General features: G+C 73.2%; 26 protein-coding genes and 1 tRNA gene. 12 read left to right on the top strand and 15 right to left on the bottom strand.

Features of this window, described 5'->3' with window-relative positions:
- Positions 1–39: 39 nt before the first annotated feature.
- The 3 genes from KG111_RS09115 to KG111_RS09105 are packed head-to-tail and all read left to right on the top strand — an operon-like array spanning position 40 to position 3,291.
- The gene (locus KG111_RS09115; RefSeq protein ID WP_205290325.1) at positions 40–1,104 is read left to right on the top strand and encodes an AraC family transcriptional regulator; all 1,065 of its coding nucleotides are present in this window, start codon (positions 40–42) and stop codon (positions 1,102–1,104) included.
- 55 nt (positions 1,105–1,159) lie between these two features.
- Positions 1,160–2,824, top strand: a complete 1,665-nt coding sequence (locus KG111_RS09110) for a GMC oxidoreductase (protein WP_205290324.1) — start codon at positions 1,160–1,162, stop codon at positions 2,822–2,824.
- On the top strand, positions 2,824–3,291 hold the full coding sequence (locus KG111_RS09105; RefSeq protein WP_205290323.1) for a hypothetical protein: 468 nt from the start codon (positions 2,824–2,826) through the stop codon (positions 3,289–3,291). The genes KG111_RS09110 and KG111_RS09105 overlap by 1 nt, the downstream gene beginning before the upstream one ends.
- Positions 3,292–3,620: 329 nt before the next feature.
- Here the strand turns inward: KG111_RS09105 and KG111_RS09100 are convergent, their stop codons facing one another.
- The 3 genes from KG111_RS09100 to KG111_RS09090 all read right to left on the bottom strand — a co-directional run bounded on the left by KG111_RS09100 (position 3,621) and on the right by KG111_RS09090 (position 5,993).
- Positions 3,621–4,217, bottom strand: coding sequence for a TetR/AcrR family transcriptional regulator (locus tag KG111_RS09100; RefSeq protein ID WP_205290322.1), 597 nt, complete (start codon positions 4,215–4,217; stop codon positions 3,621–3,623).
- Positions 4,204–5,730, bottom strand: coding sequence for an MFS transporter (locus KG111_RS09095; protein ID WP_205290321.1), 1,527 nt, complete (start codon positions 5,728–5,730; stop codon positions 4,204–4,206). Before KG111_RS09095 ends, KG111_RS09100 begins: the two co-directional genes overlap by 14 nt.
- A 177-nt stretch (positions 5,731–5,907) precedes the next feature.
- Positions 5,908–5,993: transfer RNA gene (locus tag KG111_RS09090), tRNA-Leu, on the bottom strand.
- 155 nt (positions 5,994–6,148) lie between these two features.
- Between KG111_RS09090 and KG111_RS09085 the strand changes: the two genes are divergently transcribed.
- Complete coding sequence (locus KG111_RS09085) at positions 6,149–6,427, top strand: Fe-S cluster assembly protein HesB (protein ID WP_205290320.1); 279 nt, start codon at positions 6,149–6,151, stop codon at positions 6,425–6,427.
- Between the two features lie 44 nt (positions 6,428–6,471).
- On the top strand, positions 6,472–7,065 hold the full coding sequence (locus KG111_RS09080; RefSeq protein ID WP_205290319.1) for a LysR family transcriptional regulator substrate-binding protein: 594 nt from the start codon (positions 6,472–6,474) through the stop codon (positions 7,063–7,065).
- Between the two features lie 31 nt (positions 7,066–7,096).
- Here the strand turns inward: KG111_RS09080 and KG111_RS09075 are convergent, their stop codons facing one another.
- On the bottom strand, positions 7,097–7,663 hold the full coding sequence (locus KG111_RS09075; RefSeq protein WP_205290318.1) for a nucleosidase: 567 nt from the start codon (positions 7,661–7,663) through the stop codon (positions 7,097–7,099).
- A 38-nt stretch (positions 7,664–7,701) separates the two neighbouring features.
- Between KG111_RS09075 and KG111_RS09070 the strand changes: the two genes are divergently transcribed.
- Complete coding sequence (locus KG111_RS09070) at positions 7,702–8,796, top strand: galactokinase (RefSeq protein ID WP_205290317.1); 1,095 nt, start codon at positions 7,702–7,704, stop codon at positions 8,794–8,796.
- Between the two features lie 19 nt (positions 8,797–8,815).
- On the opposite strand, the gene KG111_RS09065 is transcribed toward KG111_RS09070, so the two are convergent.
- Together KG111_RS09065 and KG111_RS09060 are read right to left on the bottom strand one after the other, a co-directional pair.
- Positions 8,816–10,033, bottom strand: coding sequence for an acyl-CoA dehydrogenase family protein (locus KG111_RS09065; protein WP_205290316.1), 1,218 nt, complete (start codon positions 10,031–10,033; stop codon positions 8,816–8,818).
- Positions 10,034–10,112: 79 nt separating this feature from the next.
- Complete coding sequence (locus tag KG111_RS09060) at positions 10,113–11,477, bottom strand: acyl-CoA dehydrogenase family protein (RefSeq protein WP_205290315.1); 1,365 nt, start codon at positions 11,475–11,477, stop codon at positions 10,113–10,115.
- Between the two features lie 94 nt (positions 11,478–11,571).
- On the opposite strand from KG111_RS09060, the gene def reads away from it, so the two are divergent.
- Together def and KG111_RS09050 are read left to right on the top strand one after the other, a co-directional pair.
- Positions 11,572–12,207, top strand: a complete 636-nt coding sequence (gene def, locus KG111_RS09055; protein ID WP_205290314.1) for a peptide deformylase — start codon at positions 11,572–11,574, stop codon at positions 12,205–12,207.
- A gap of 27 nt (positions 12,208–12,234) precedes the next feature.
- Positions 12,235–13,158 carry an alpha/beta hydrolase gene (locus tag KG111_RS09050; RefSeq protein ID WP_205290313.1) on the top strand — a complete coding sequence of 308 codons (924 nt, stop codon included), beginning with the start codon at positions 12,235–12,237 and terminating at the stop codon, positions 13,156–13,158.
- Here the strand turns inward: KG111_RS09050 and KG111_RS09045 are convergent.
- Together KG111_RS09045 and cobA are read right to left on the bottom strand one after the other, a co-directional pair.
- A complete protein-coding gene (locus KG111_RS09045) occupies positions 13,142–13,945 on the bottom strand; it encodes a TrmH family RNA methyltransferase (protein ID WP_205290312.1) in 804 nt (267 codons plus the stop codon). The genes KG111_RS09050 and KG111_RS09045 overlap by 17 nt on opposite strands.
- Positions 13,946–13,956: 11 nt before the next feature.
- A complete protein-coding gene (cobA, locus tag KG111_RS09040; RefSeq protein ID WP_249666054.1) occupies positions 13,957–15,177 on the bottom strand; it encodes a uroporphyrinogen-III C-methyltransferase in 1,221 nt (406 codons plus the stop codon).
- A gap of 69 nt (positions 15,178–15,246) precedes the next feature.
- Here cobA and KG111_RS09035 point away from each other — a divergent pair, with 69 nt between their 5' ends.
- On the top strand, positions 15,247–15,774 hold the full coding sequence (locus tag KG111_RS09035) for a YbhB/YbcL family Raf kinase inhibitor-like protein (RefSeq protein WP_205290310.1): 528 nt from the start codon (positions 15,247–15,249) through the stop codon (positions 15,772–15,774).
- Between the two features lie 151 nt (positions 15,775–15,925).
- Here KG111_RS09035 and KG111_RS09030 read toward each other — a convergent pair whose 3' ends face one another.
- The 4 genes from KG111_RS09030 to KG111_RS09015 form a co-directional block, all read right to left on the bottom strand.
- Positions 15,926–17,077 (bottom strand): acyl-CoA dehydrogenase family protein, encoded by a 1,152-nt coding sequence (locus KG111_RS09030; RefSeq protein ID WP_205290309.1) that lies wholly within the window; start codon positions 17,075–17,077, stop codon positions 15,926–15,928.
- A gap of 53 nt (positions 17,078–17,130) precedes the next feature.
- Positions 17,131–17,799, bottom strand: coding sequence for an FMN reductase (locus KG111_RS09025; protein ID WP_205290308.1), 669 nt, complete (start codon positions 17,797–17,799; stop codon positions 17,131–17,133).
- Positions 17,796–18,884, bottom strand: coding sequence for an LLM class flavin-dependent oxidoreductase (locus KG111_RS09020; RefSeq protein ID WP_205290450.1), 1,089 nt, complete (start codon positions 18,882–18,884; stop codon positions 17,796–17,798). Before KG111_RS09020 ends, KG111_RS09025 begins: the two co-directional genes overlap by 4 nt.
- A gap of 133 nt (positions 18,885–19,017) precedes the next feature.
- The gene (locus KG111_RS09015) at positions 19,018–19,725 is read right to left on the bottom strand and encodes a PP2C family protein-serine/threonine phosphatase (RefSeq protein ID WP_205290307.1); all 708 of its coding nucleotides are present in this window, start codon (positions 19,723–19,725) and stop codon (positions 19,018–19,020) included.
- A gap of 66 nt (positions 19,726–19,791) precedes the next feature.
- On the opposite strand from KG111_RS09015, the gene KG111_RS09010 reads away from it, so the two are divergent.
- A complete protein-coding gene (locus KG111_RS09010; protein ID WP_205290306.1) occupies positions 19,792–20,790 on the top strand; it encodes an alpha/beta hydrolase in 999 nt (332 codons plus the stop codon).
- A 45-nt stretch (positions 20,791–20,835) separates the two neighbouring features.
- Positions 20,836–21,198 (top strand): hypothetical protein, encoded by a 363-nt coding sequence (locus KG111_RS09005; RefSeq protein ID WP_205290305.1) that lies wholly within the window; start codon positions 20,836–20,838, stop codon positions 21,196–21,198.
- Positions 21,199–21,234: 36 nt separating this feature from the next.
- Here the strand turns inward: KG111_RS09005 and KG111_RS09000 are convergent, their stop codons facing one another.
- The 3 genes from KG111_RS09000 to KG111_RS08990 are packed head-to-tail and all read right to left on the bottom strand — an operon-like array spanning position 21,235 to position 23,364.
- Complete coding sequence (locus KG111_RS09000) at positions 21,235–21,672, bottom strand: DUF4190 domain-containing protein (RefSeq protein WP_205290304.1); 438 nt, start codon at positions 21,670–21,672, stop codon at positions 21,235–21,237.
- Between the two features lie 38 nt (positions 21,673–21,710).
- Entirely contained in the window at positions 21,711–22,559 is an 849-nt protein-coding gene (locus KG111_RS08995; RefSeq protein WP_205290303.1) for a sulfite exporter TauE/SafE family protein, read from the bottom strand.
- 7 nt (positions 22,560–22,566) lie between these two features.
- Positions 22,567–23,364, bottom strand: coding sequence for an ABC transporter ATP-binding protein (locus KG111_RS08990; RefSeq protein WP_205290302.1), 798 nt, complete (start codon positions 23,362–23,364; stop codon positions 22,567–22,569).
- Between the two features lie 62 nt (positions 23,365–23,426).
- On the opposite strand from KG111_RS08990, the gene KG111_RS08985 reads away from it, so the two are divergent.
- Entirely contained in the window at positions 23,427–24,224 is a 798-nt protein-coding gene (locus KG111_RS08985) for an Rv1486c family protein (protein WP_205290301.1), read from the top strand.
- Positions 24,225–24,235 lie beyond the last annotated feature (11 nt).

Here is a 24,235-nt window from a genome sequence, read left to right as displayed (position 1 = left end):
CACCAGCGACGCGCGGCCAGGCGATCCATAATTCCGGCCATGACGACGACGTCGCCCGGACCGGGCTCGATGCCGGTGGCCTTCGAGCCGGCCGTGACCCGGGACTGGGACTTCCCCCGCCAGGCGGCCGGCACCGCGCTGCTCGTGCAGGTCGGGGTCGAGGCCGGAGTCCCGGGCGACCGACTGCTGCTCGGCAGCGGGCTGACGGTCAAGGACCTCGCCGACCACCAGCGCGAGGTCACCGCCGACCAGGAGCTGCGGGTGGTGCGCAACCTGATCGCAGGCGTGCCGCGGATGACCGGCATCCGGGTCGGTGCCCGCTACCACGCCTCCACCTTCGGCCCGCTGGGGTTCGCGCTGATGAGCAGCCCCACGCTGGCGGACGCGGCGAACCTGACGCTGCGCTTCCTGGACCTCAGCTTCTCCTTCACCACGCCCTCGGCGGTGCTCGACGGCGAGCGGGTGCGGATCGCCGTCGACGACCGCGGCGTGCCCGCCGACGTACGACGCTTCCTGGTCGAGCGGGACCTGGCGGCCATCTGGACGGTGTTCCGCGAGATCGCCGGCGGCGAGCCCCGGGCCGAGCGCGTGGTGCTGCCCTTCGACCCCGCCCCGGACGTCGGGGAGCACCGGGCCGCGTTCGGGGTCGCGCCCGCCTGGGAGCCCGGCGGTGCCCGCGCCTGGATCGGCCTGGACGCCTCCTGGTTCGCCCGGCCGCTGCCGCAGGCCAACGCACATGCCTTCGCGTTCGCCGAGCAGATGTGCCGCGAGCTGGTCTCGCCGCGGCGCAGCCGGCACGGGATCACCGAGCACGCGCGGATCCTCATCGCTCAGCGCCTCGAGGACGGTGCGCCCATGGACCAGGTGGCCAGCGCGCTGGGGTTGAGCGAGCGGTCGCTGCGCCGCCGCCTCACCGAGGCCGGGACCACCTACCGGGCGCTGCTGGACGACGTGCGTGCCGCCGCCGCCGAGGAGCTGCTGGCCGACCGGCGGCTGCACCTGGACGAGGTCGCGCACCGACTGGGGTACGCCGAGGCGTCGAGCTTCGTGGTGGCCTACCGGCGTTGGACGGGCCGTACGCCGCGCGCCGCGCGCCGAGCGTGACCGGGACCACCCTTCCTGGGCGGCCACGCGGAGGTGCGCACTAGCCTTCCGCGCCATGACCCACCCACGCACCCGTGCTGACGGTTTCGACGCGGATGTCGTCGTGGTCGGCAGCGGCTTCGGCGGCGCCGCCAGCGCGCTGCGCCTGACCGAGGCCGGACACCAGGTGCTCGTGCTGGAGAAGGGCCGCCGGCTCAGCGACGACGACCTGCTGAAGGCCCGCCGCGACCCGCGCGGCTACCTGTGGGCACCCGCGGCCGGCATGCGCGGCTTCTTCTGGCAGCGCATCTTCCGGCACATGGCGATCATCGGCGGCACCGGCGTCGGCGGCGGCTCGATCGTGTGGGCCGGGGTGCTGCTGGAGCCCGGCGAGGACTTCTACACAGCCCCCGCGATGCGGCGCCTCGGGGTGGACTGGCGCGCCGAGCTGGCGCCCCACCTCGCCCGCGCCGGTCGGATGCTGGGCCGGGTGAGGAGCCCGCACCGCGGGCCGATGGACGAGCACCTCGAGGCGGCTGCGCGCAGCATGGGAGCGGAGTCGACGTACGGCCCGGTGCCGCTGGCGATCCACTTCGGCCGCGAGGGCGTGCGCGAGCCCGACCCGTTCTTCGGCGGCGAGGGGCCCGAGCGCACCGGGTGCCGGCTGTGCGGGGAGTGCCTGCTGGGCTGCCCCTACGGGTCCAAGAACCAGCTGACCCGCAACTACCTGCACCTCGCCGAGCGGTACGGCGCCGAGATCCGCGCCGAGCAGGAGGTGCACAGCATCGCGCCGCTGCCCGACGGCGGCTACCTGCTGCGCACCCGGCACCCATGGCGACGCGGTGCGGGCGAGCAGGAGGTCCGCGCCCGCAAGGTGGTGCTGGCCGCCGGCGTGCTCGGCACCGTCGAGCTGCTGCACCGCTGCCGCGACGAGCTCGGCACGCTGCCGCACGTCTCGCCGCTGCTGGGCCGTGGGGTGCGCACCAACTCCGAGGCGCTGACCGCGATCCTGCAGCCGCCCGGCGCCGACCTGTCCCGCGGACCGACGATCTCCAGCGACTTCCATCCCGACGAGCGCACCCACACCACCCAGAACCGCTACATCGGCGGCTGGCACATGCGGCTGCAGCTCGGCCCCCTGGTCGACGACGAGCGTCCCGGGCGCCGGGCTCGGCGCACGCTGGGCCGGATCCTGGCCCGGCCCGACGCGCAGGCCCGGCTGGTCGGCGCCCGCGGGTTCCTGCGCCGTCTCACCGTGCTGACCACCATGCAGCACCACGACAGCGAGCTGGCGTTGGACCTGCGCCGCTCCCCGGTGCGGCCCTGGCGCCGGGTGCTGCGCTCCCGGCTCACCGAGGGGGTCCGGCCGCCGAGCTACCTGCCCGTGGCCAACGCGGTGACCCGGGCCTTCGCCGAGGCCTCGGGCGGGCGGCCGCTGAACCTGCTCGGCGAGTCCGTCGGCGGGCTGTCGGTCACCGCGCACATCCTCGGCGGCGCCGTGATGGGCCCCGACGCCGCCACCGGCGTCGTCGACGCCGACCACGAGGTGCACGGCCACCCCGGCCTCTACGTGATGGACGCCAGCGTCATCCCCGCCAACCTGGGGGTGAACCCGTCGCTGACCATCACCGCGCTCGCCGAGCGGTTCGCCGCCCGCTTCCCCGCCGCGGCCGGGGACGCCGTGCGCCGGGAGCCGATCGACGCCCGCCCTGCCAGCCGCCTCAGCCTCGAGGAGGTCTGATGACCTACACCGTCCTTTCCCTGCGCCGCGCCTGGTCCGGCCTGGTCCCGCCGGCCCCCGAGGAGGTCGTCGGCGACCTGCGCGCGTCGTTCGTGGCTCCGCTGCGCACCGTCGCGCCGCGCGGGCTGGGGCTGATCGGCCTGCCGCGCTGGTACGGCAAGCGGTTCCGCCGTGAGGGCGCGAGCGTCACCGGCGTGAACCTGCTGCGCTCCCCCGGCCACTCCACTGGTGGCTCCACTGGGGAGCTCGTCGAGACGCTGCCGATGCAGGTGCAGCTCGGGGTGTCGCTGGCCGACGACCTGCCGGCGCTGGTGGTGACCTATCCCAAGGAGTCGCCGCGGCCGTGGCCGTGGGTGCGCGATGAGCTGCGGGTACTGCCCGACGGCACGATCCTGGGCATGACGTTCGTCGACCTGCCCGGCCTGCGCCGGACCGGCGGCACGCCGTTCCTGCTGACCCGGACCTGAGCACGCGGACCTGAGGGCGCCCCGCCCGCCGAGGCGGACGGGGCGCTGCGGCGGCCGGCGAACCTCAGGGGGACAGCCCGGCACGGTTGTGTGGGGCCCGTGGCCAGGCCTCGGCTCCCAGCAAGCACCGCTCTTCGAGCGTAAGCCCCGATGCTGAACGGCACCCCGCTCCTCGCCGCTGGGGGTGGGCGGGAACGGGGCGCCGTCGCCGGCGGCTCCCGGGGGCGTGCCGCGCGCGGATGTGGGGTCCACACGGCGGAGAGAGCGTCGCCTGACGAGAGCGTAAGCGTTGTTATGGGCAATGGCTCCCAGAAATGGTGTGACCTGTATCACGATTCTTTCGTCGCGTCGGCCGTGCCTTCCGTGGCCTCGCTGAGGGCGAACAGCTGCGCCCGCAACGACGCCAGCCGCTCGGCGTCCAGGTACGGCGTACCCCACGACAGCGCGGCACCGTCGGCGGCGAGGCGGATGAGCAGCGTCCGCTCGACCGGCAGCCCGTCGGCGGCGAAGGCGGCGTCGAGCCGGGCGGCGTCGTGAGGTGCGATCCGCTCGAGGTGCTCGATCGTCGCCTGGGATCCCAGGTGGGCGATCAGGCTGGTGGCGCTCGCCCATCGGGTGATGTGCGCCGAGTCGCCGGTCATGGCGCGGACGTAGGCCCGGGTGAACTGGCCCGGCCGGCTCTCAGAGTGGTCGACCAGCGCCTGCACCTCGGACCAGAACATCTCGATCCCGTGGTCCACGAACGCAGCGACGAGGTCGTCGCGGCTGCGGAAGTGGTGCATCAGCCCGCTCTTGGTGACGCCGGCAGCCCGGGCGACGTCGGCGAGGCTGACGTTGGAGCCCCGCTCCTCGAGCATGCGGCCGAAGGCGTCGAGGATGGCGCGGCGGGTCCGGTCGGCGTCGCGCGTGCGCTCAGTGCTCGACAAGGACCGCTCCCCCGGGCTGGCGCTCCGACGGGATGAGCCGCCACGCGACGACGGCAGCCACGAGCAGGATGGCGGCTGCCAGGAACGAGGTCGACTGCATCGCCGCTGCGAAGGCGTCCTGGGCCGCGCTGATCACGCCGGGATCCTCGCTGCCGTAGACGGCCGAGGCAAGCGACTCCTCGGCTGCTGCCCGGTCGAGGGCGCTGGAGTCGGCCGGCAGCTCGAGCGACGAGCGGTAGAACAGCGTCTGCAACGAGCCGAGGATTGCGATGCCGAAGGCCCCGCCGAGCTCGTAGCCGGTCTCGGCGACCGCGGAGGCGGCCCCGGCGCGCTGGGGCGGGACCGCGCCGACGACGGCGTTCACCGACAGCGCCATCGCCAGGCCTGCCCCGAGTCCGAGCAGCGCCAACCCGGCGCCGATGCCCCAGTAGCCGCTCCACCCGGTCGCGAGCCCGGTGACCGCGAGCCCGAGCGAGGCCACGAACAGCCCGGCGCCGATCGATCGGCCGGCGCCGAGCCTGGCCAGCGCGACCCCGACGAGTGCGACGACGACCATCGAGGCGAGCGTTCCCGGCATCTCCGCCCAGCCGGCCTTGAGCGGACCGTACCCGCGCACCATCTGCAGGTACTGGGAGAGGAAGAAGAGCAGTCCGAGGAAGCCGAAGATGGCCAGGACGTTCGCCGCGAGGGCGCCGGCGAAGGCCGGGACCTTGAACAGCGAGACGTCCAGCAACGGGACGTCGAGACCACGCTGGCGGCGTGCGAACAGCCAGCCCACGACCGCGCCCACCACGAGTGCCGCCACGGCCGGGACCTCGAGCCCGTCGGTGACGAAGCGCTTGACCGCGAAGACGACCGGGACGATCGTGCCGACCGACATCACCGAGGAGAGCAGATCGATCCGCCCGGCCGTCTCGCCCTTGGACTCATCGAGCAGGAACCAGCCCGCGGCGAAGGCGACCACCATCACCGGCACGTTGATGAGGAACACCGAGCCCCACCAGAAGTGCTCCAGCAGGGCGCCGCCGACCAGCGGCCCCAGCGCGGCCCCGGCCGTGGCACCGGCGGTCCACAGCGCGATCGCCTTGGCGCGCTGGCGCGCCTCGGGGAACATCGCCCGCACCATCGACAGCGTCGAGGGCATCAGGGTCGATCCGGCCACACCCAGCAGCGCCCGCGCCGCGATGAGTGCCTCGGCGCTGGGCGCGAAGGCGGCCAGCACCGAGGCCACGCCGAAGCACGCCGTACCGATCAGCAGCAGGCGCTTGCGGCCGATCCGGTCCGCCACGTTGCCCATGGTGATCAGCAGCCCGGCCAGCACGAAGGCGTAGATGTCACCGATCCACAGGACCTGATTCGCGCTTGGCGCCAGGTCCTCGGTCAACGACGGCACAGCGAGGTAGAGCACCGTGCCGTCGATCGCCAACAGGAGCACGACGAGGACGAGGACCACGAGACCGGTCCACTCGCGGGGGCCGCCGGTCAGGCGGCCAGGGCCGTCGATGACACTCACCGGCCGGACGCTACAGACCAGATGGACTGTTGTGCCAACCGGCCAGTCGGCATGATGGATCGGCGCGCATGGTGGTCGGCGCGGCACCCCGGCGGGAAAGCGTGTGCCGGAAAAAGCAACGTGTCCCACCGCCGATCCGGCCCGGAGGCCGGTCCCGCGGTGGGACTCGTTGTTCTGTGTCCGAGGGGGGACTTGAACCCCCACGCCCTAATACGGGCACTAGCACCTCAAGCTAGCGCGTCTGCCAATTCCGCCACCCGGACGAGTGCGGAGAAACCGTAGCAGGGACCGGTTTCGGAGGCCGCATCGGGGACCACCTGGACCTCGCCCGCGGTACGTCGTCCGGGCGCGCCTTGAACGGGACGCCCGAGCCTGCAACCGTGGATCAGGTCCTGTCCTCAAGACATGGGAGGCACCCGTGCTGACCTTGACCGAGAACGCAAGCACCATCGTGAAGCAGCTGACCCACGTGCCGGAGGCTCCCGAGACCGCCGGGCTGCGCATCTCCGGAGCCGCGGAAGAGGGTTTCGCCGTCACCGCTGCCGGACAGCCAGAGGCGGGTGACAGCGTCGTCGAGCAGGACGGCGCCGTGGTCTACCTCGACGCGACCGCCGCGCAGCAGCTCGACGCGATGGTCCTCGACGCCGGCGTCGACGACACCGGCGCCGTCCAGTTCGGGCTCACCGCCCAGGCCTGAGCGCGCCGACCACCGCGGGGGTCGCGTCTGGGATCGTTGACCGCATGCAGCAGCTGCGTGTGGCCTTCGCCCCTGGCGTGACCCCCGACAAGTGGGCGCGCGCCTGGCGCGAGCGCCACCCCCGCCTTCCCCTCCGGCTCCTGCCGCTCGAGCAGGACGCCCCCCGCGCCGTCCTCGACGACGGCACCGCCGACATGCTGCTCGGCCGGCTGCCCGTCGACCTCGACTCCCCCAGTCCGCTGCACTGCGTGCGGCTGTACGACGAGGTGCCGGTCGTGGTGGCCAGCAGCGAGCACTTCCTCGCCGCTGCCGACGCCGACACCCCTATCGACCTCGCCGAGCTCGACGGCGAGCAGCTGGTGCTGCCGCACCCCTCCGGCTGGACCCCGAAGGTCGAGCAGCTCGACTTCCCGCCGATGAGCGTCAAGGACGCCATCGAGGTCGCCGCCGCGGGCACCGGCGTCGTGATCGTCCCGATGTCGCTGGCCCGGCTCTACCACCGCAAGGACGTCGTGCAGCGGCCCGTCGACCTGCCGCCGACCACCGTGGCGCTGCTGTGGCGCCGCGACGCCGACAGCGACGTGCACCAGGACTTCGTCGGCGTGGTGCGCGGTCGTCGGCCGCGCAGCAGCCGCTGAGCCTGGTCCTGGTCTTGGCCCTGGTCCTGGATCAGCCCAGGTGCTCCTGGACCCAGTGGCCCAGGACCCGGGCGCTGGCCTCGACGAGCTCGACCCACTCCATCGCGCCCTCGTCGGCGTTGTCCGAGACGTGCTTGACCATGCGCAGCGGCACGCCGAACTCCTGGGCGACCCAGGCGACGGCGTAGCCCTCCATGTCGACCAGGTGCGCCTGCGCCGCCAGCCTGTCGCGCACCACCGGGTCGGTGACGAACACGTCGCCGGAGGCGAGCACCGTCGGCGCCTCGCCGATCTCGAGCCGCTCGCGGGGGTCGTAGCCCAGCGCACGGATCGCCTCGGCGTTGATGTCGTGGTTGATCACCGTGCCGATCTCGAAGAGACCGTCATGGCCGGGCCCGACGCCGAGGTCCTCGCGCAGCGCGCCGGCCGTGCCCAGGTTGACCAGCACCAGGTCGGAGAGGTCGGGGACCGTGGCGAGGTAGCGGGTGAGCGCGGTCGCGGCCCGGGTCTTGCCGATCCCGGTGACCACGACGTCCGGGCCGGCGGGGACGTGGGCGGCTTCGGCCGCGACGGCGGCGACGATCACGGGGCGGGGCACGACGCTCACCGTAGCGAGACGTCGGCAAGGATGGCCCGGTGACCTCAGCGACCGCGACCGCCCCCGGCCGGGTCAATCTGATCGGTGAGCACACCGACTACAACGGCGGCCTGTGCCTGCCGGTCGCGGTGCCGTTGAGCACCACGGTGACCGTCGGCGGGCGCGAGGACGACCACGTCAACATCATCAGCGACGCCGCCGGCACCTGGACCGGCACCCACGCCGACGTCGCGTCCGGCCAGGTCCCCGGCTGGGCCCGCTACGTCGCCGGCGTGCTGCACGAGCTCACCCGCGCGGGCCACCGGCTGCCGGGGCTGGACCTCAGCATCACCTCCTCGCTCCCCCTGGGCGGCGGTCTGTCCAGCTCCGCGGCGCTGGAGTGCGCGGTCGCGCTGGCGGTGACCCAGCTGGTCGCCACCGACGACCAGGACGGCGCTGACGGGTCCGACTGGCTCGACGAGGCCCGCCGGCGCCAGATCGCCGAGCTGTGCCGCCGCGCGGAGACGCAGTACGTCGGCGCCCCCACCGGCGGCATGGACCAGCTGGCCAGCATGCTGGCCCGCGAGGAGCACGCGCTGCTCATCGACTTCGCCGAGCCGGCCAACCCGCGGACCCGCCCGGTGCCGCTGCCGCTGGGCGAGGCCGGCCTGGAGCTGCTGGTCACCGACACCGGGGTGCGGCACGCGCTGGCCGACGGCGACGGCGGCTACGCCCAGCGCCGCGACGAGTGCACCCGCGCCGCCGCCGACCCGGACAGCACCGACCCCGTGCTGCGCGCCCGCTCCCGCCACGTGCACTCGGAGAACGACCGGGTGCGTGCGGCCGTGGCGGCGATCGAGGCCCGCGACTGGATCCGGCTCGGCGCGCTGCTCACCGCCTCCCACCACTCCCTGCGCGACGACTTCGAGGTCTCCTGCGCCGAGCTCGACGCCGCGGTCGACGCCGCGCTGGCCGCGGGCGCCCTGGGCGCCCGGTTGACCGGCGGCGGGTTCGGCGGCTGCACGGTGGCCCTGACGCACGAAGACCGCGTCGACGCCGTACGAGACGGCATCGACGCGGCCTACGCGCGGGCCGGGTACCCGCCGCCGGTGCACCATCGGGTGCGGCCGGCGGCGGGCGCCCGGATCGACTAGCTCACCTCGGTGGAGCGGCTCACTTCAGCTGCGCGCTGGTCAGGCCCAGCACCCGGCGCGCCACGATCAGCTGCTGGATCTGCTGGGTGCCCTCGAAGATGTCGAGGATCTTGGAGTCCCGCGCCCACTTCTCCAACAGCTCGGTCTCGCTGTAGCCGACCGAGGCGCACAGCTCGACACAGGACAGCGTGACGTCGGAGCCGACCCGGCCGGCCTTCGCCTTGGCCATCGAGGCCTCCAGCGAGTTCGGCTTGCGGTTGTCGGCCATCCACGCCGCCTGCAGGGTGAGCAGCCGCGCACCCTCCCAGTCGGCCTCCAGCTGCAGGAACTTCGCCGCCGCCGCGTGCTGCAGGTGCCCCGGCCGGTCGTAGTCGACCTCCACGCCGGCCTGGGCGAGCAGGTCGCGGGTCAGGTCGAGGGAGGCCCGCGCCGTGCCGACCGCCATCGCGGCCACCAGCGGCCGGGTGTTGTCGAAGGTCGCCATCGCGCCGGCGAACCCCTGCTCGACGTTGATCTCCGGAGAGCCGAGCAGGTTCTCCTTCGGGACCCGGCAGTCGGTGAACGTGATGACTGCGGTGTCGGAGGCCCGGATGCCGAGCTTCTCCTCCAGCCGCTCCACCTTCATCCCGGGGGTGCCCTTCTCGACCACGAACGACTTGATCGCCGCCCGGCCCAGGGACTTGTCGAGGGTCGCCCACACCACGACGCAGTCGGAGCGCTCGCCGGAGGTGACGAAGATCTTCTCGCCGTTGATCACGTACTCGTCGCCGTCGAGGACCGCGGTCGTGGAGACCTGCGCGGAGTCGGAGCCGAAGGAGGGCTCGGTGATCGCCATCGAGGCCCACTTGCCCTCGAACCGCTTCAGCTGCTCCTCGTCGGCCACCGAGGCGATCGCGGAGTTGCCCAGCCCCTGGCGCGGCATCGACAGCAACAGCCCGACGTCGCCCCAGCACATCTCGGCGATCGAGGTCACCGAGGCCATGTTCGAGCCGTTCTTCACGGTGCCCTTGTCGTCGTCGCCCGCCTCCCGGCGCACCCCGGTCGCGCCGGCGCCCTCGCTGGCGCCGGACGCGGCGAGGCCGTCGATCATCGCCGCGAGCATGTCGAGCTCCTCGGGATAGGCGTGCTCGGCGGCGTCGTACTTGCGCGAGATCGGCCGCAGCATGTTCATCGCGACCTGGTGGGCCTGGTCGATCAGCGCCCGGTGCTTCTTCGGAACCTCGAGGTTAATGCTCATCGACGTGCTCGCTTCGCTCCGCGCGCCGACGAGGCACGCTGACCACTGTGTCCATTGGTTCCCTCGCTTCGCTCAGTCACTAGACGAGCACCGTCCCTTCCATCACTCCGACGGCACGCAGGTCGCGGTACCACCGCTCGACCGGGTGCTCCTTGACGAATCCGTGCCCGCCGAGCAGCTGCACGCCGTCGTTGCCGATCTGCATGCCCTTCTCGGCGCACAGCCGCCGCGCGAGCGCGACCTGCTTGCCGAAGTCCTTGCCGGCCGCGGCTCGGGAGGCGGCGCGGTAGGTCAGCAGACGCATCGCCTGCAGCTCGATGGCGATGTTGGCGACCATGAACGCCACGGACTGGCGGTGTGCGATCGGCTCGCCGAACGCCTCGCGCTCCTTGACGTACGGCGTGACGTAGTCGAGCACCGCCTGGCCGGTGCCGACCGCCAGAGCGCACCAGGCGAGCCGGGACAGCCGCACGCACTCGGTGTAGGTCGACCCGTCGGTGGCGCCCAGCACGGCGTCGGCCGGCACGGTCACGTCGGTGAGCTCCAGGCGCGTCATCGAGGCGGCCCGCACGCCCATCCCCGGGTCGGCGACGATGCTCAGGCCCGGCGTGGAGGACTCCAGCAGGAACAGCACGGGCTTGCCCTCGAGCGCGGCGCCGACGATGAACAGCTCGGCGTGCTCGCCGCGGGCGACGAGGCTCTTGGTGCCGTTGAGGACGTACCCGTCGCCGCGGCGCACCGCGGTGGTCGCGGGGTCGAGCACGTCGAACAGCACGGTGGGCTCGTTCAGCGCCAGCGCGGCGGCGGGGACCTCGTCGCCGGTGAACGCCGGCAGGTAGGTCTGCTGCTGGGCCTCGGTGCCCCACAGGCCGATGGCGGTGGCCACCGAGCCGGGCGCGAGCGCGGCGACGGCCAGGCCCATGTCGCCGTGGGCCAGCGCCTCGGCGACCAGCGTGCCGGCCATGGCGGAGCGTTCCTCGGCGATGCCGCCGAGCGACTCGGGCAGGCCGAGGATCGGCAGGCCGACCTCCAGGCCCGACTTCAGCACGGTATCGGGGGCGGCGCACTCCTTGTCGGCCGCGGCCGCCGCGGGCCGCAGCACCTCGCCGGCGAGCTCGCCGACCACGTCGACGAGCATCTGCTCGTCCTCGGTCGGGGTGAGGTCGAAGACGCCGCTGGCGGGCGCGCTGGCCGGGCGGGTGCCCGGGGCGTCCTTGCGGCCGGAGCGTGCGAACGCGCGGCTGGTGGCGGTGAGGGTCTTGAACCCGGAGCGGGTGACGGTGAAGACGGCCTGCTCGGTCTGCTTGCGCAGCCCCACCTTGTCGAGCAGGTCGCTCTGGGCGAGGCGGTTCAGCCCGGCGACGAGGTGGCCGATGGGGTCGCGGCTCTCCTGGCTCGGGATGCCGAACTTCCCGCCTGGTCGGAGGTTGCTGATCAAGGACATGGCGCTCAATGTAACTCTGAGTTACACATTGCGCTACACCCCGTGCGGCACCTCTCGGCAGGTGGACCGAGCACCGCTTCCTAGGATGGGCGCCATGAGCACCGGCACCTCTCCGCAGGACTCCCCGCAGGACTCCGGGAAGGAGACCGGCCCGGACGAGGTCCACGCGCCGTACGGGCCCCTGCCCCGCGGTGGCAGCGTGCGCCCGATGACCCGGTGGGGCACGCCGGTGATGCATCGCGCCCAGCAGCAGGTCACCTCCTTCGACGACGACCTGCGCGCGCTCGCCGCGGACATGGTGGCGACGATGTACGCCGCGGACGGCGTCGGCCTGGCCGCCTGCCAGATCGGCGAGGACGTCGCGATGTTCGTCTTCGACTGCCCGGATGCCTCCGGGCGACGCACCGTCGGCGTGGTGTGCAACCCGCGGCTCACCGTGCCCGAGGGCCGCGAGCGGGTGCTGGACGAGGACCTCGAGGGCTGCCTGTCCTACCCCGGTGCGTTCGTCGACTGCGCGCGACCCGACTACGCCGCGGTCGAGGGCCAGGGCCTCGACGGGCAGCCGGTCCGGTTCGAGGGAGACGGGCTGCTCGCCCGCTGCCTGCAGCACGAGACCGACCACACCGTCGGCACCGTCTTCGGCGACCGGGTCTCGGCGAAGCTGATGAAGAAGCTGCGCAAGCAGCACGACTCCGCGGTGGGCGACTATCCGCCGGAGTGGCCCACCTGAGGCTGCCGCGGCGGCTAGGTTGCCAGGATGCCCCTGCACCCTGAGCTCGCCCCGCTGCTGGCGCTGATCGACGCCGGCATCCCCATGCACACCCTCTCGCCGGTCGAGGCCCGAGCGTCCTTCCGCCGGCTCACCGTCGAGAGCCGTGACCCCGCCTCGCTGCCTGAGGTCGCCTCGGTCGAGGAGACGACCGTCGCGGGCGGCGCGGGCGAGCTGCCGGCGCGGGTCTACCGCCCCGTCGGCGAGGACGCCGCCCGGGCGACCGTCGTGCTGCTGCACGGCGGCGGGTACGTCGTCGGCGACCTCGACACCCACGAGGGCATGGCACGGGCGCTGTGCGCCGGGCTGGACGCCGTGGTCGTCTCCGTGGACTACCGCCTGGCCCCCGAGGCGCCGTACCCCGCCGCGGCGCAGGACGCCATCGCGGCCGTGACCGACGTCCGCGGCCGCCTGGGCGAGCTCGGCGGCGGCGACGTGCTCGGCGTCGCCGGCGACTCCGCGGGCGGCAACCTGGCTGCGGTGGCGAGCCAGCACGTCGACGGCATCGCCGCCCAGCTGCTGGTCTACCCCGCCACCGACGTGCTGGGCGAGTACCCCTCACGCACCGAGAACGGCTCCGGGTTCTTCCTCGACACCCCGACGCTGGGCTGGTTCATCGACCACTACGCGCCGCCCGGCACCGACCTCGCCGAGCCCACGATCTCCCCGCTGCGCGGCAAGCTCGACGGCCTGCCGCCGGCGGTCGTGGTCACTGCCGAGCTCGACCCGCTGCGCGACGAGGGCAACGCCTACGCGCACGCCCTGGCCGAGGCCGGCGTCACCGTGGACCTGGTCACCTACCCCGGGCTGATCCACGGCTTCTTCGACATGGGTACCTGGTCGCCGGCCTGCCAGCAGGCGATCGACGACACCATCGCCCGGTTCGCGCGGCTCCTCAGCGCCGCGCGGTGACGTAGCAGGCCACCGCCGTCGCGGCCGCCACGTTGAGGGAGTCGATGCCGGCTGCCATCGGGATGATCGCGCGCTTGGCCGCGCTCTGCTCCCAGCGCGCGGAGAGACCGTGGCCCTCCGAGCCCAGCACGAGCGCCACCTTGTCCAGCCCGCGCACCGCCTCCTCGATCGGCACCGCGTCCTCGGCCAGGGTCAGCGCCACCGTGGTGAAGCCGCGCTCCCCCAGGTCGACCAGCGCGTCGTACCAGTCGGGCAGGCGGGTCCAGGGCAGGGAGAACACCGCGCCCATCGCCACCTTGATCGCACGGCGGTAGAGCGGGTCGGCGCAGCGCGGTGCGAGCAGCACCGCGTCGAAGCCGAGCGCTGCGCCGCTGCGCAGGATGGCGCCGACGTTGGTGTGGTCGACGAGGTCCTCCAGCACCAGCACCGACCGCGCGCCGGCGAGCACCTCGTCCAGGCTCGGCAGCGGGCGCCGCTCCAGCGAGGCGAGTGCGCCGCGGTGCACGTGGAAGCCGGTGACCTGCTCGGCCAGGGCCTCGGAGACGACGTAGCAGGGCGCCTCCGAGCGCTCCAGCACGTCCGCCAGCCCGTCGAGCCAGCGCGGCGCCATGAGGAAGGAGCGCGGCGTGTGGCCGGCCTCCACCGCGCGTCGTACGACCTTCTCGCCCTCGGCGAGGAACAGGCCGTGGGTGGCCTCGAGGTGCTTGCGCAGCTCGACGTCGCGCAGGTCGCGGTAGTCGGCCAGCCGCGGGTCCGCGGCGTCGTCGATCTCGACGAGCTGGGCCACGTCGTGCTCCTTCAGAAGGCGTCGGGGTGGGCGACGGCGACGACCTCGCCGATCACGATGATCGCCGGAGGCTTCACGTCCTCGGCGACCAGGCGCTCGGCCAGTGTGCCCAGCGTCGCCAGCACGGTGCGCTGCGTCGGCATCGTGCCGTCGCAGATCACGGCGACCGGGGTCGCGGCGCTCCGGCCGCCGGCGATGAGCGCCTGGGCGATCGCGGGCGCGTTCTGCACGCCCATCATGACCACCACGGTGCCCTGCATCCGGGCCAGCGCGTCGTAGTCGACCAGCGCCTCGGGGTGGCCTGGCGGCAGGTGGCCGGAGACGACGGTGAACTCGTGGGTGATGCCGCGGTGGGTGACCGGGATGCCGGCGATGCCGGGCACCGAGACCGGGGAGGTCAGGCCGGGCACGACGGTGACCGGCACACCGGCCTCCCGGCAGGCGATGACCTCCTCGAAGCCGCGGCCGAAGACGAAGCTGTCGCCGCCCTTGAACCGGACCACGCGCTTGCCGGCCAGGGCCCGCTCGACGATCACCCGGTTGATCTCCTCCTGCTGCGCCGAGCGGCCGCGGGGCAGCTTCGCCACGTCGATGAGCTCCACGTCCGCGGGCAGGTCGCCGAGCAGCTCGCGCGGGGCCAGCCGGTCCGCGACGACCACGTCGGCGGACATCAGCGCCTTGCGGCCCGCGATCGGGATCAGGTCGGGGTCGCCGGGACCGCCGCCGACCAGCGTCACGCCCGGCGTGCGGTCGCGGTGGTGTGGCGCGGCGATGGTGCCCTCACGCAGCCCGGCGACGATGTCGTCGCGCACCGAGGCCGAGCGGCGCGGGTCGCGGTTGCCGACCACGGCGACGGTGATGCCGGCCTCGCGGCCCACGGCCGGGGTCCAGGCCGTGCCCTTGGTCGCGTCGTCGGAGCGCACGCAGAAGATCCGCTGCTGCTCGCACAGCACCGAGACCCGGTCGTTGACGTCGGCGTCGTCGGTGACGGCCATGACGTACCAGGCGCCGTCCAGGTCGGAGTCCGCGAACTCCCCGCGGCGCCAGGTGATCTCACCCGAGCCCACCAGCCCCTCGATCGCCGGCGTCACCACCGGAGAGACGACCAGCACGTCCGCACCGACGGCGATCAGCTGCGGCACCCGCCGCTGGGCGACGTGGCCACCGCCGACCACGACGACACGCCGTCCGGCTAGACGCAGACCCGAGGGGTACGGCGGGAAGTCGTTCACGCGCGCCATTGTCGCGGGCGGCGTCGTACGACGCTGACAGCGTTCACCCAGCGGGCTAGTTTTCGTGACATGAGCCTCGAACGCCCCGTGAGCCCCAACCCCTACGACCTGCTGCCCCCGGTGCCGTCGTTCACCGTGACCAGCACGGACGTCACCGACGGCGCACCGCTGTCCGACGCCCAGGTCGCCGCTGCCGGCAACACCTCGCCGCAGCTGTCGTGGGCGGACGCCCCGGAGGGCACCAAGTCGTTCACGGTCACCTGCTTCGACCCGGACGCGCCGACGCCGAGCGGCTTCTGGCACTGGGTCCTCGTCGACCTGCCCGCCGACGTCACCTCGCTGGACGCCGGCGCGGGCGCGGAGGGCGCCTCCCTGCCGGGCAACGCGTTCATGTGCCGCAACGACGGCGGCGCCAAGGCGTTCATGGGCGCCGCGCCGCCCGAGGGCGACCAGGTGCACCGCTACTACTTCGTCGTGCACGCCGTACGGGAGGAGACGCTCGGCGTCGACTCCGACGCCTCACCGGCCGTGGTGTCGTTCAACCTCGCGTTCAAGACGCTGGGGCGCGCGATCCTGCACGGCACCTACCAGCACTGAGACCTTCCCGCGCCCGGTCCCGGCGCCGTACCGCCTGCTCCTGATACCGACCGGGACCGGGCAGGCGGAGGTTTCCTTGCGCTTTTCGGGGGTTGGAACCCCGATCCGTGCAGGAATCCCCGGTCGACCGGGGATTCCTGCACCGGGGACCTCAGAGACCCATGTTCTTGGCGATGATCAGCTTCATCACCTCGGACGTCCCGCCGTAGATGCGGGTGACCCGGGTGTCGGCGTAGAGCCGGGCGATCGGGTACTCGTTCATGTAGCCGTAGCCGCCGTGCAGCTGCAGGCAGCGGTCGGTGACCCGGCCGGCGACCTCGGTGCAGAACAGCTTCGCGGACGCGGCGTCGGCCGGCGTCAGGTCGCCGTTGTCGTAGGCCTCGACCGCGCGGTCCACGACCGCCTGGGCGGCGTCGACCTCGGCCTGACAGGCGGCGAGCTCGAACTTGGTGTTCTGGAACGAGGCGACGGTGGTGCCGAACACCTGGCGCTGCTTGGTGTACTCGACGGCGAACTGCACGGCCGCGGCCGCCTGGGCGTAGGCGTCGACGGCGATGCCGAGCCGCTCGCCGACGAGGTTCTGGCCGAGGTAGCTGAACCCCTGGTTCTCCTCGCCGAGCAGGTCCTCGGCGGGGATCCGCACGTCGGTGAACGACAGCTCGGCGGTGTCGGAGGTGCGCAGGCCCATCTTGTCCAGCTTGCGGCCGACCTCCCAGCCGGGCGAGGAGGTGTCGACCACGAACAGCGAGATGCCGAAGCGGCGGTCGTCCTCGCGCGGCGGCGCGGTGCGGGCGCAGACGATGACGCGGTCGGCGTTCACGCCGCCGGTGATGAACGTCTTCGAGCCGTTGAGGATGTAGCTGTCGCCGTCCTTGCGGGCGGTGGTGCGCATGCCGGCCAGGTCGGAGCCGGTGCCGGGCTCGGTCATCGCGATCGCGAACATCGTCTCGCCGCTGATGAAGCCGGGCATCCAGCGCTCGAGCTGCTCGGGGGTGCCGAACTTCGTCAGGTACGGCAGGCACAGCCCGACGTGCACGCCGGAGCCGCCGAAGCTGACGCCGGCCCGCATGACCTCCTCGGCCTGGATCACGGCGTACTTGAACGACTCGATGCCGGCGCCGCCGTACTCCTCGGGCGCCTCGATGCCGAAGACGCCCAGGTCGCCGAGCTTGCGGTACAGGTCCTTCGGGAAGATCCCGTCCTCGTACCACTGCTGGTAGTTGGGGACGATCTCCGCCTCGATGAACGCCCGCAGGGTCTTGCGGAAGTCCTCGTGCTCAGCGTTGAAGATGGTGCGGCGCATGATGCTCCTCTCACGACGGTGTGAGGTTCATCGTGCCACCATCACTGTCACGATCAACGCACCGTGTCGCCCGACGCCTCCCGCAGCAGCTGCTCGAACGGCGCCGGCACGCTCAAAGCGTCCGCCTCCGAACCCGCCGGTTCGCCGCGGTCCACGGCGTCGACGGGACCGACGGGGCCGCGGTCCTGGCCGCCGAGCAGCTGGGCCAGCTCGCCGGCGGCGCGGGCGACGCGCTTGTCGAGCGCCCCGGCCTGGACGTCGCCGAAGTCCTCGGTCGCGGCGAAGACGCCGGTGGGCACCACGACGGCGTGCAGGTGGCTGAACAGCGGGCGCAGCGCGTGGTCGAGCACGAGGCTGTGCCGCGGCGAGCCGGCGGTCGCCGCGACGAGCACCGGGGTGCCGTCCAGGACGTCGCGGGGAAGCACGTCGACGAACGTCTTGAACAGCCCCGAGTACGACGCCGCGAACACCGGGGTCACCGCAACCACGGCGTCGGCACGCCGGACCGCGGCGAGCGCGTCGGCGAGCTCGTCGCTGGGGAAGCCGGTGAGCAGGTGGTCGGCCAGCGCGTGGGCCAGCGGGCGGAGCTCGACGTGCTGCACCTCGACCTCGGTGCCCCGGGCGGCGGCGGCTCCGGTCACGGCTGCGGCCAGCGTGTCGGCGAGCAGCCGGGTGCTCGAGGGCACTGACAGCCCGGCGGAGACGACGACGACCCGCTTCATCGGGCGAGCTCCTCACGAGCGGGCGCGGCGACGAGCGAGGCGTGGGTGGGTGCGTCGGGCACGTCGGCACCACGACCCTCGGCGAAGCCGCGGCGCAGGTCGGGCAGGATCTCGCCGAGCAGGTCGAGCTGCTCCAGCACCGTCTGGAGCGGCAGCCCGGCGTGGTCGATGAGGAACAGCTGGCGCTGGTAGTCGCCGGCGTACTCCCGGAACGACAAGGTGCGCTCCAGCACCTGCTGCGGGGAGCCCACCGTCAGCGGCGTCTGGGCGGTGAAGTCCTCCAGCGACGGGCCGTGGCCGTAGACCGGCGCGTTGTCGAAGTACGGCCGGAACTCGCGCACCGCGTCCTGGCTGTTGCGGCGCATGAAGAACTGCCCGCCGAGCCCGACGATGGCCTGCTCGGGGGTGCCGTGGCCGTAGTGGGCGAAGCGGTCGCGGTAGAGCCGCACCATCTGCGCGGTGTGCGCGGCAGGCCAGAAGATGTGGTTGTGGAAGAACCCGTCGCCGTAGTAGGCGGCCTGCTCGGCGATCTCGGGGCTGCGGATGGAGCCGTGCCACACGAAGGGCGGTACGCCGTCGAGCGGGCGCGGGGTGGAGGTGTAGCCCTGCAGCGGGGTGCGGAAGCGGCCCTGCCAGTCGACGCCCTCCTCGCGCCACAACCGGCGCAGGAGGGCGTAGTTCTCGATCGCCAGGTTGATGCCCTGGCGGATGTCCTTGCCGAACCACGGATAGACCGGGCCGGTGTTGCCGCGGCCCATCATCAGGTCGACCCGGCCGTCGGTGAGGTGCTGGATCTTGGCGTAGTCCTCGGCGATCAGGACCGGGTCGGTGGTGGTGATCAGCGTCGTCGCCGTGGACAGGATGATCCGCTCGGTGAGCGCGCCGACGTAGGCCAAGGTGGCGGTCGGGTTGGAGGAGATGAACGGCGGGTTGTGGTGCTCGCCGGTGGCGAAGACGTCCAGTCCGATCTCCTCGGCCTTGCGGGCGATGGCGACGGTGGCCTTGATCCGCTCGTGCTCGGTCGGGGTGCGCCCCGTGGTCGGGTCGGGGGTGACGTCGCCGACCGAGAAGATGCCGATCTGGATGCACATCGAGCTCACCTTTCCTGGTGCCGGGCCGCCGCCCGACCCCTGAGTTGCCATGTCACCTATCGGCAACCGGGTGTCGCCGCGGTCTATTCCACGCGGCTGGTCAGTCGGGGCTGGTCGGTCGCGCTGGTCAGTCGCGGCGCAGCACGAGCACGGCGCGGTCGTCGTCGCCGCGCGGCACCAGGTCGATGATCCGGCGCGCCACGCCGTCCCACCCGGTCCGCACGCAGGACGAGGCGGTCGCGCGCAGCCACTCGATGCCCTCGTCGATGTCGACGCCACGCGACTCCACCACGCCGTCGGTGTAGAACAGCAGCGCCTCCCCGGAGGCGAGCCTGCCCTTGCTGTCGTGGACCTCCGGGTCCGGCTCGACGCCGAGGGCCATGCCGCGCGCGTTGTCCACCGACCAGCCGTGCTCCTCCCCCGCCCACCGCAACGCGGGCGGGTGCCCGGCGCTGCGGATCCGGTAGTCGCCCGAGGCGAGGTCGATGTCGACCTGCACGGCGGTGGCCAGGCTCTCGTCGGAGGGCTGGCGCAGCAGGTACCGGTTCGCGGCGGGCAGCAGGTCGTCGGCGGGCACGGCCACGATCAGGCTCTGCAGCGCACCGGTCAGCTGCAGGGCCGCGGGCACCGCGGCGGGTCCGTGGCCGCACACGTCGACCAGGACCATGTGGAGCCGGGCGTGATCGGTGTCGAGGTGGGTGACGATGAAGTCGCCGCCGTACGAGACGCCGGCGGCGCCGAGCATCGCCGACTGGTGGGCCCATCCGGCGGGCAGCGGGGGCAGCTTGCCGCGCGCTTGAAGCCGTGCCCGCAGCTCGGCGAGGAGTGGCTCCATCGCGCCAGCCTAAGGGCGCTAGATTCCTCGGGGCGGGACCGCAACGCGAGAAGATCGAGGCAGCACGTGAGCGACGAGCACCACCCCGACGTCCTCGGGGACCCGTGGCGGGCCGAGACCATCGAGCTGGCCGACGACTTCGAGGGCGAGGTGGTCGCCACGCTGGTCAGCCGGCGCGCCGCACGCACCGACGGCGCCGGCGCCGCGAGCCGCGGCACCGGCACGTGGGCCACCCTGCACGTGCACGGCTTCGCCGAGTACTTCTTCCAGGTCGAGTACGGCGAGTGGTGGCTCGAGCGCGGCCACGACATGTACGCCCTGGACCTGCGCAAGTACGGCCGCTCCCTGCGCGCACACCAGTCGGCGACGTACGTGGCCGACCTCTCCGACTACTTCGAGGAGCTCGACGCCGCCTGGGAGCGGATCACCGTGCGCGACGGGCACGAGCACGTGGTGCTCTCCGGGCACTCCACCGGCGGGCTCGTCGTGGCGCTGTGGGCCCACGAGCGCCGTCCGGCACAGCTGGCGGGCCTGGTGCTGAACTCGCCGTGGCTGGACCTGCAGGGCAGCCGCCTGCTGCGCAGCCTGCCCGTCACCGTGCTGGTGGACCAGCTGGGCCGGCGGCGGCCGTTGCAGGAGGTCAGCCGCGACGTCAGCGGCCTGTACGGACGCAGCCTGCACCGCGAGCACGACGGCGAGTGGGACTTCGACCTTCAGTGGAAGCCCATCACGTCGTACCCGGTGCGGGTCGGCTGGCTCGCCGCGGTGCGCCGGGGCCACCGACAGCTGCAGGCCGGTCTCGACATCGCGGTGCCGGCGCTGGTGCTCTCCTCGGACCGCAGCACGACCCCGCAGGGCATGGACGAGGACGTGCACACCTCCGACATCGTCCTCGACGTCCAGCAGATCCGGCGCTGGGCCACCGCCGTCGGCTCCCATGTCACCTACGCCGCGGTGCCGGGCGCGATCCACGACGTGGTGCTCTCCCGCCTCGGCCCACGCCGGCGCGCCTACGGCGAGATCCGGCGCTGGCTGGACGCCTACGTCGCCCCGCGCGACATCTAGAACCCGTTGCACCTGCCGCCCGCCGCGGGCGCTAGCCTGCGGCCCATGGATCCCGTCACCGGACTCTCCCTGGGCCGCATCGGCCTCGGCATCGGCGCCCTCGTCGCACCCGACCGCACCGCCGAGCTCCTCGGCCTCGACTCCGCCGCCAACCCGCAGCTCAGCGTGTACGGGCGGATGTTCGGCGCGCGCGAGGTCGCCCTCGGTGCCATCACCCTCGTCGCCGGGGGCGCGCTGCGCCGCAACCTGACGCTGGTCGGGATGGCCGTCGACGGCGCCGACGTCGCCGCCGCGGTCTCCGCGCTGCGCTCGCGCACGATGCCGACCGCCAGCGCCGGCTCCTTCGCCGCAGTGGCGGCGGGCGCGGTCGGCGCGGGGTTCTTCTCCCTGCGCCGCTCCCCTCGCTGACCGGCGCGCCCGCCCACTAGCGGCCCGGGGCGTCGCTCAGACGTTCAACGCGAACAGCGCGACGTAGAAGAGCCCGATCGCGATGCAGATGGCGAACGAGATCCAGCCGACGATCACTCCCGCCAGCGCCAGGCCGGCGCCGCCCTGCCCGGTCTGCGCGATCTGCCTCCGCGCGACGTGTCCCAGGATCGCGCCGACGACGCCCGGCGCGCCACAGCAGACGGTCAGGCCGAGGATGCTCACCACGAGCGAGGCGATCGCCATGCCGTTGGTCGGCGCAGCCGGAGCGTAGCCGTAGGGCTGCTGGCCGTACGGGCTCGGCTGGCCATAGGGCGCCTGGCCGTACGAGGGCTGACCGTACGGCGGCTGACCGTACGGGGGCTGGCCGTAAGGCGGCTGGCCGTAGGGATCCTGGCCGTACGACGGCTGGGGCTGCTCGTCTGAGGGCTGCTCGCCCCAGGGCGGTGTCGACATCGTGCGGTTCTCCTTCGAGGCTGGTTGGTCGCGCGGCGTCAGCCGAGGAGGATGCTGACGACTGCGGCGAGGCCGACGACGACGATCACCGACCGCAGCGCGACCGCCGGAAGCCGGCGACCCACGGAGGCGCCCAGGAAGCCGCCGATGACCGCGCCGACGCCGATGACGAGCACCAGCAGCCAGTCGACCTCGGCGTCGGTGCCGAGCAGGCCGAGCTCGGCGACGACCACGAAGATCAGGCCGGCCACGCCGTTGACGACCGCGACCAGCACGTTCTTGACGCCGTTGAGCCGTTGCAGGCTCTCGGAGATGCCGATGCCGAGCACCGCCATCAGGATCACGCCCTGCGCGGCACCGAAGTAGCCGCCGTAGACCCCGGTGCCGAAGGCCGCGATCGGCACCCACCAGGCACCGGTGACCGGCTGGCGGACGGCCGCCTGCTCCCCTGCCGGGTGCCCTGCCGGGTCGGCGAGCTCACGGGCCTGCTCCCGCGCCGCGGTGCGCGCCGCCACCGCACGGGAGAGCCGCGGCTGCACGATCACCAGGACGACACCGAGCAGGATGAGCGCCGGGACGACGGCCTCGAAGGCATCCGGCGGCAGCCAGAGCAGCAGCAGGGCGCCGAGCACGCCCCCGGCGGTGGAGAAGATCAGCAGCCGCAGCACGCGGGTGCGCTGGCCGGCCAGCTCGCGCCGGTAGCCGACCGCACCCGCGACCGAGCCGGGGACCAGGCCGAGGCTGTTGGACATGTTCGCCGTCACCGGCGGCACCCCGAGGGCCAGCAGCGTGGGGAACGTGATCAGCGTGCCCGAGCCCACGACGGCGTTGATCGTGCCCGCCCCGACCCCGGCGAGCAGGATCGCGACGATCTCGAAGGTCCCCACCTCGGGCTCAGCCGCGGTGGCGCTGCTTGCGGCGCGCCGCGTAGCGGCCGTCGTGCTCCTCGAGCACGAGCGGCATCCCGAAGGTCGCCGACAGCGCCTCGGCGCTCAGGGTCGTCTCGATCGGGCCCTGCGTCACCACCGCGCCGTCGCGCAGCATCAGCACGTGCGTGAAGCCGGGCGGGATCTCCTCGACGTGGTGCGAGACCAGCACCGTGGCCGGCGAGGTCGGGTCGTGGGCGAGCACGGAGAGCGTGGAGACCAGGTCCTCACGGCCGCCCAGGTCCAGACCCGCGGCGGGCTCGTCGAGCAGCAGCAGCTCCGGGTCCGTCATCAGCGCCCGTGCGATGAGCACCCGCTTGCGCTCCCCCTCGCTCAGCGTGCCGAACGTGCGGTCGGCGAGGTGGTGCACCCCGAGCTCGCGCAGCAGCGAGTCCACCCGGTCGTGGTCGAGGCGGTCGTAGGCCTCGTTCCAGCGCCCCACGACGCCGTACGACGCCGAGAGCACCACGTCGCGCACGATCTCGCCGCGCGGCACCTTCTCGGCCAGCGCCGCGCTGGACACGCCGATCCGGGGACGCAGCTCGAACACGTCGACGGTGCCGAGCAGCTCGCCGAGGATGCCGACGGCGCCGGAGGTGGGGAACATCTGGGCTCCCGCGACCTGCATCAGCGTCGTCTTGCCGGCGCCGTTGGCGCCGAGCAGCACCCACCGCTCCCCCTCACGGACCACCCAGCTGACACGGTCCAGCAGGGTCGCCTGACCGCGACGCACACTGACCTCGGCAAGCTCGAGCACGGCGGACATGGGCGCAACCCTACGGTCCCCTCCGGTGCCGGCTGCGGCGAGGTCCGGCATACAGTTCGCCGGTGAGCTTGCTGCCTGCATCGGCGCGCGTCGCATGGTGGGGAACCGCGTGGCTGCGCGGCCGGATCGGCCCCGATGAGTGCCTCGACGGCGTGCTCGGCAGGACCCCGCAGAAGGCGGGCTCGGAGCCCGCCGTACACGATGCCGACGCGCACGATGCCGACGTCGCCCACGTCGTGGTGGCCGAGGGCAGCGCCGAGCCGCTGCTGCTGGAGCTGGGCGCGCTGCGCGGCGCCGGCGTGACCGGGCTCGCCGCCGCCTTCCCCGCCACCGGCGACCCGGTGGGGTTGCGTGGCCCGGCCGCGCTGACCGCCGAGGCCATCGACCAGGGCGAGGCGGTGCTGGCGTTGGGCACCGACCGGGCCTGGGTGCCCTACCGGGTGGGCCGGGCCGTGGAGTGGGTGCCGTACCCGGCGAACCGCCGGCCCCCGCCGGACCTGGGCGAGGCGGACCGGGAGCTGCGTGGTGCGCTGCTCGCCGCTGCCGACGCGCTGGCCGCCCTCGACGTGGCGAGCTGGCGTCCCGAGGTCGCCGACGAGCTGCACGACCTGCGCGCCGGTGCGCCCGTCGCCGCGCCGGCAGGCACCCCGCAGCGTGCGGTCGACGTGGTGGGGCGCGCGCTGCACCTGCGTGCCGTGGTGGAGATGGCCCTGCTCGACGACGGCGGGGCGCTCAGCGTCGGCGAGGCCGCCCGGCGGCGGGCGGCGCTGGAGCCGTTGGAGCGTGCGGTGCGCCGGGCGTTGACCGCGGCGTGCTCACCGGACGGCTGGCCCCCGGAGCCCGGGACGGGCAAGCGATAGCCTGCAGCCGC

It is taken from the genome of Nocardioides faecalis (assembly GCF_018388425.1).
Classification (GTDB): Bacteria; Actinomycetota; Actinomycetes; order Propionibacteriales; family Nocardioidaceae; genus Nocardioides; species Nocardioides faecalis.
This window is presented reverse-complemented; position numbering and strand designations above follow the sequence as displayed.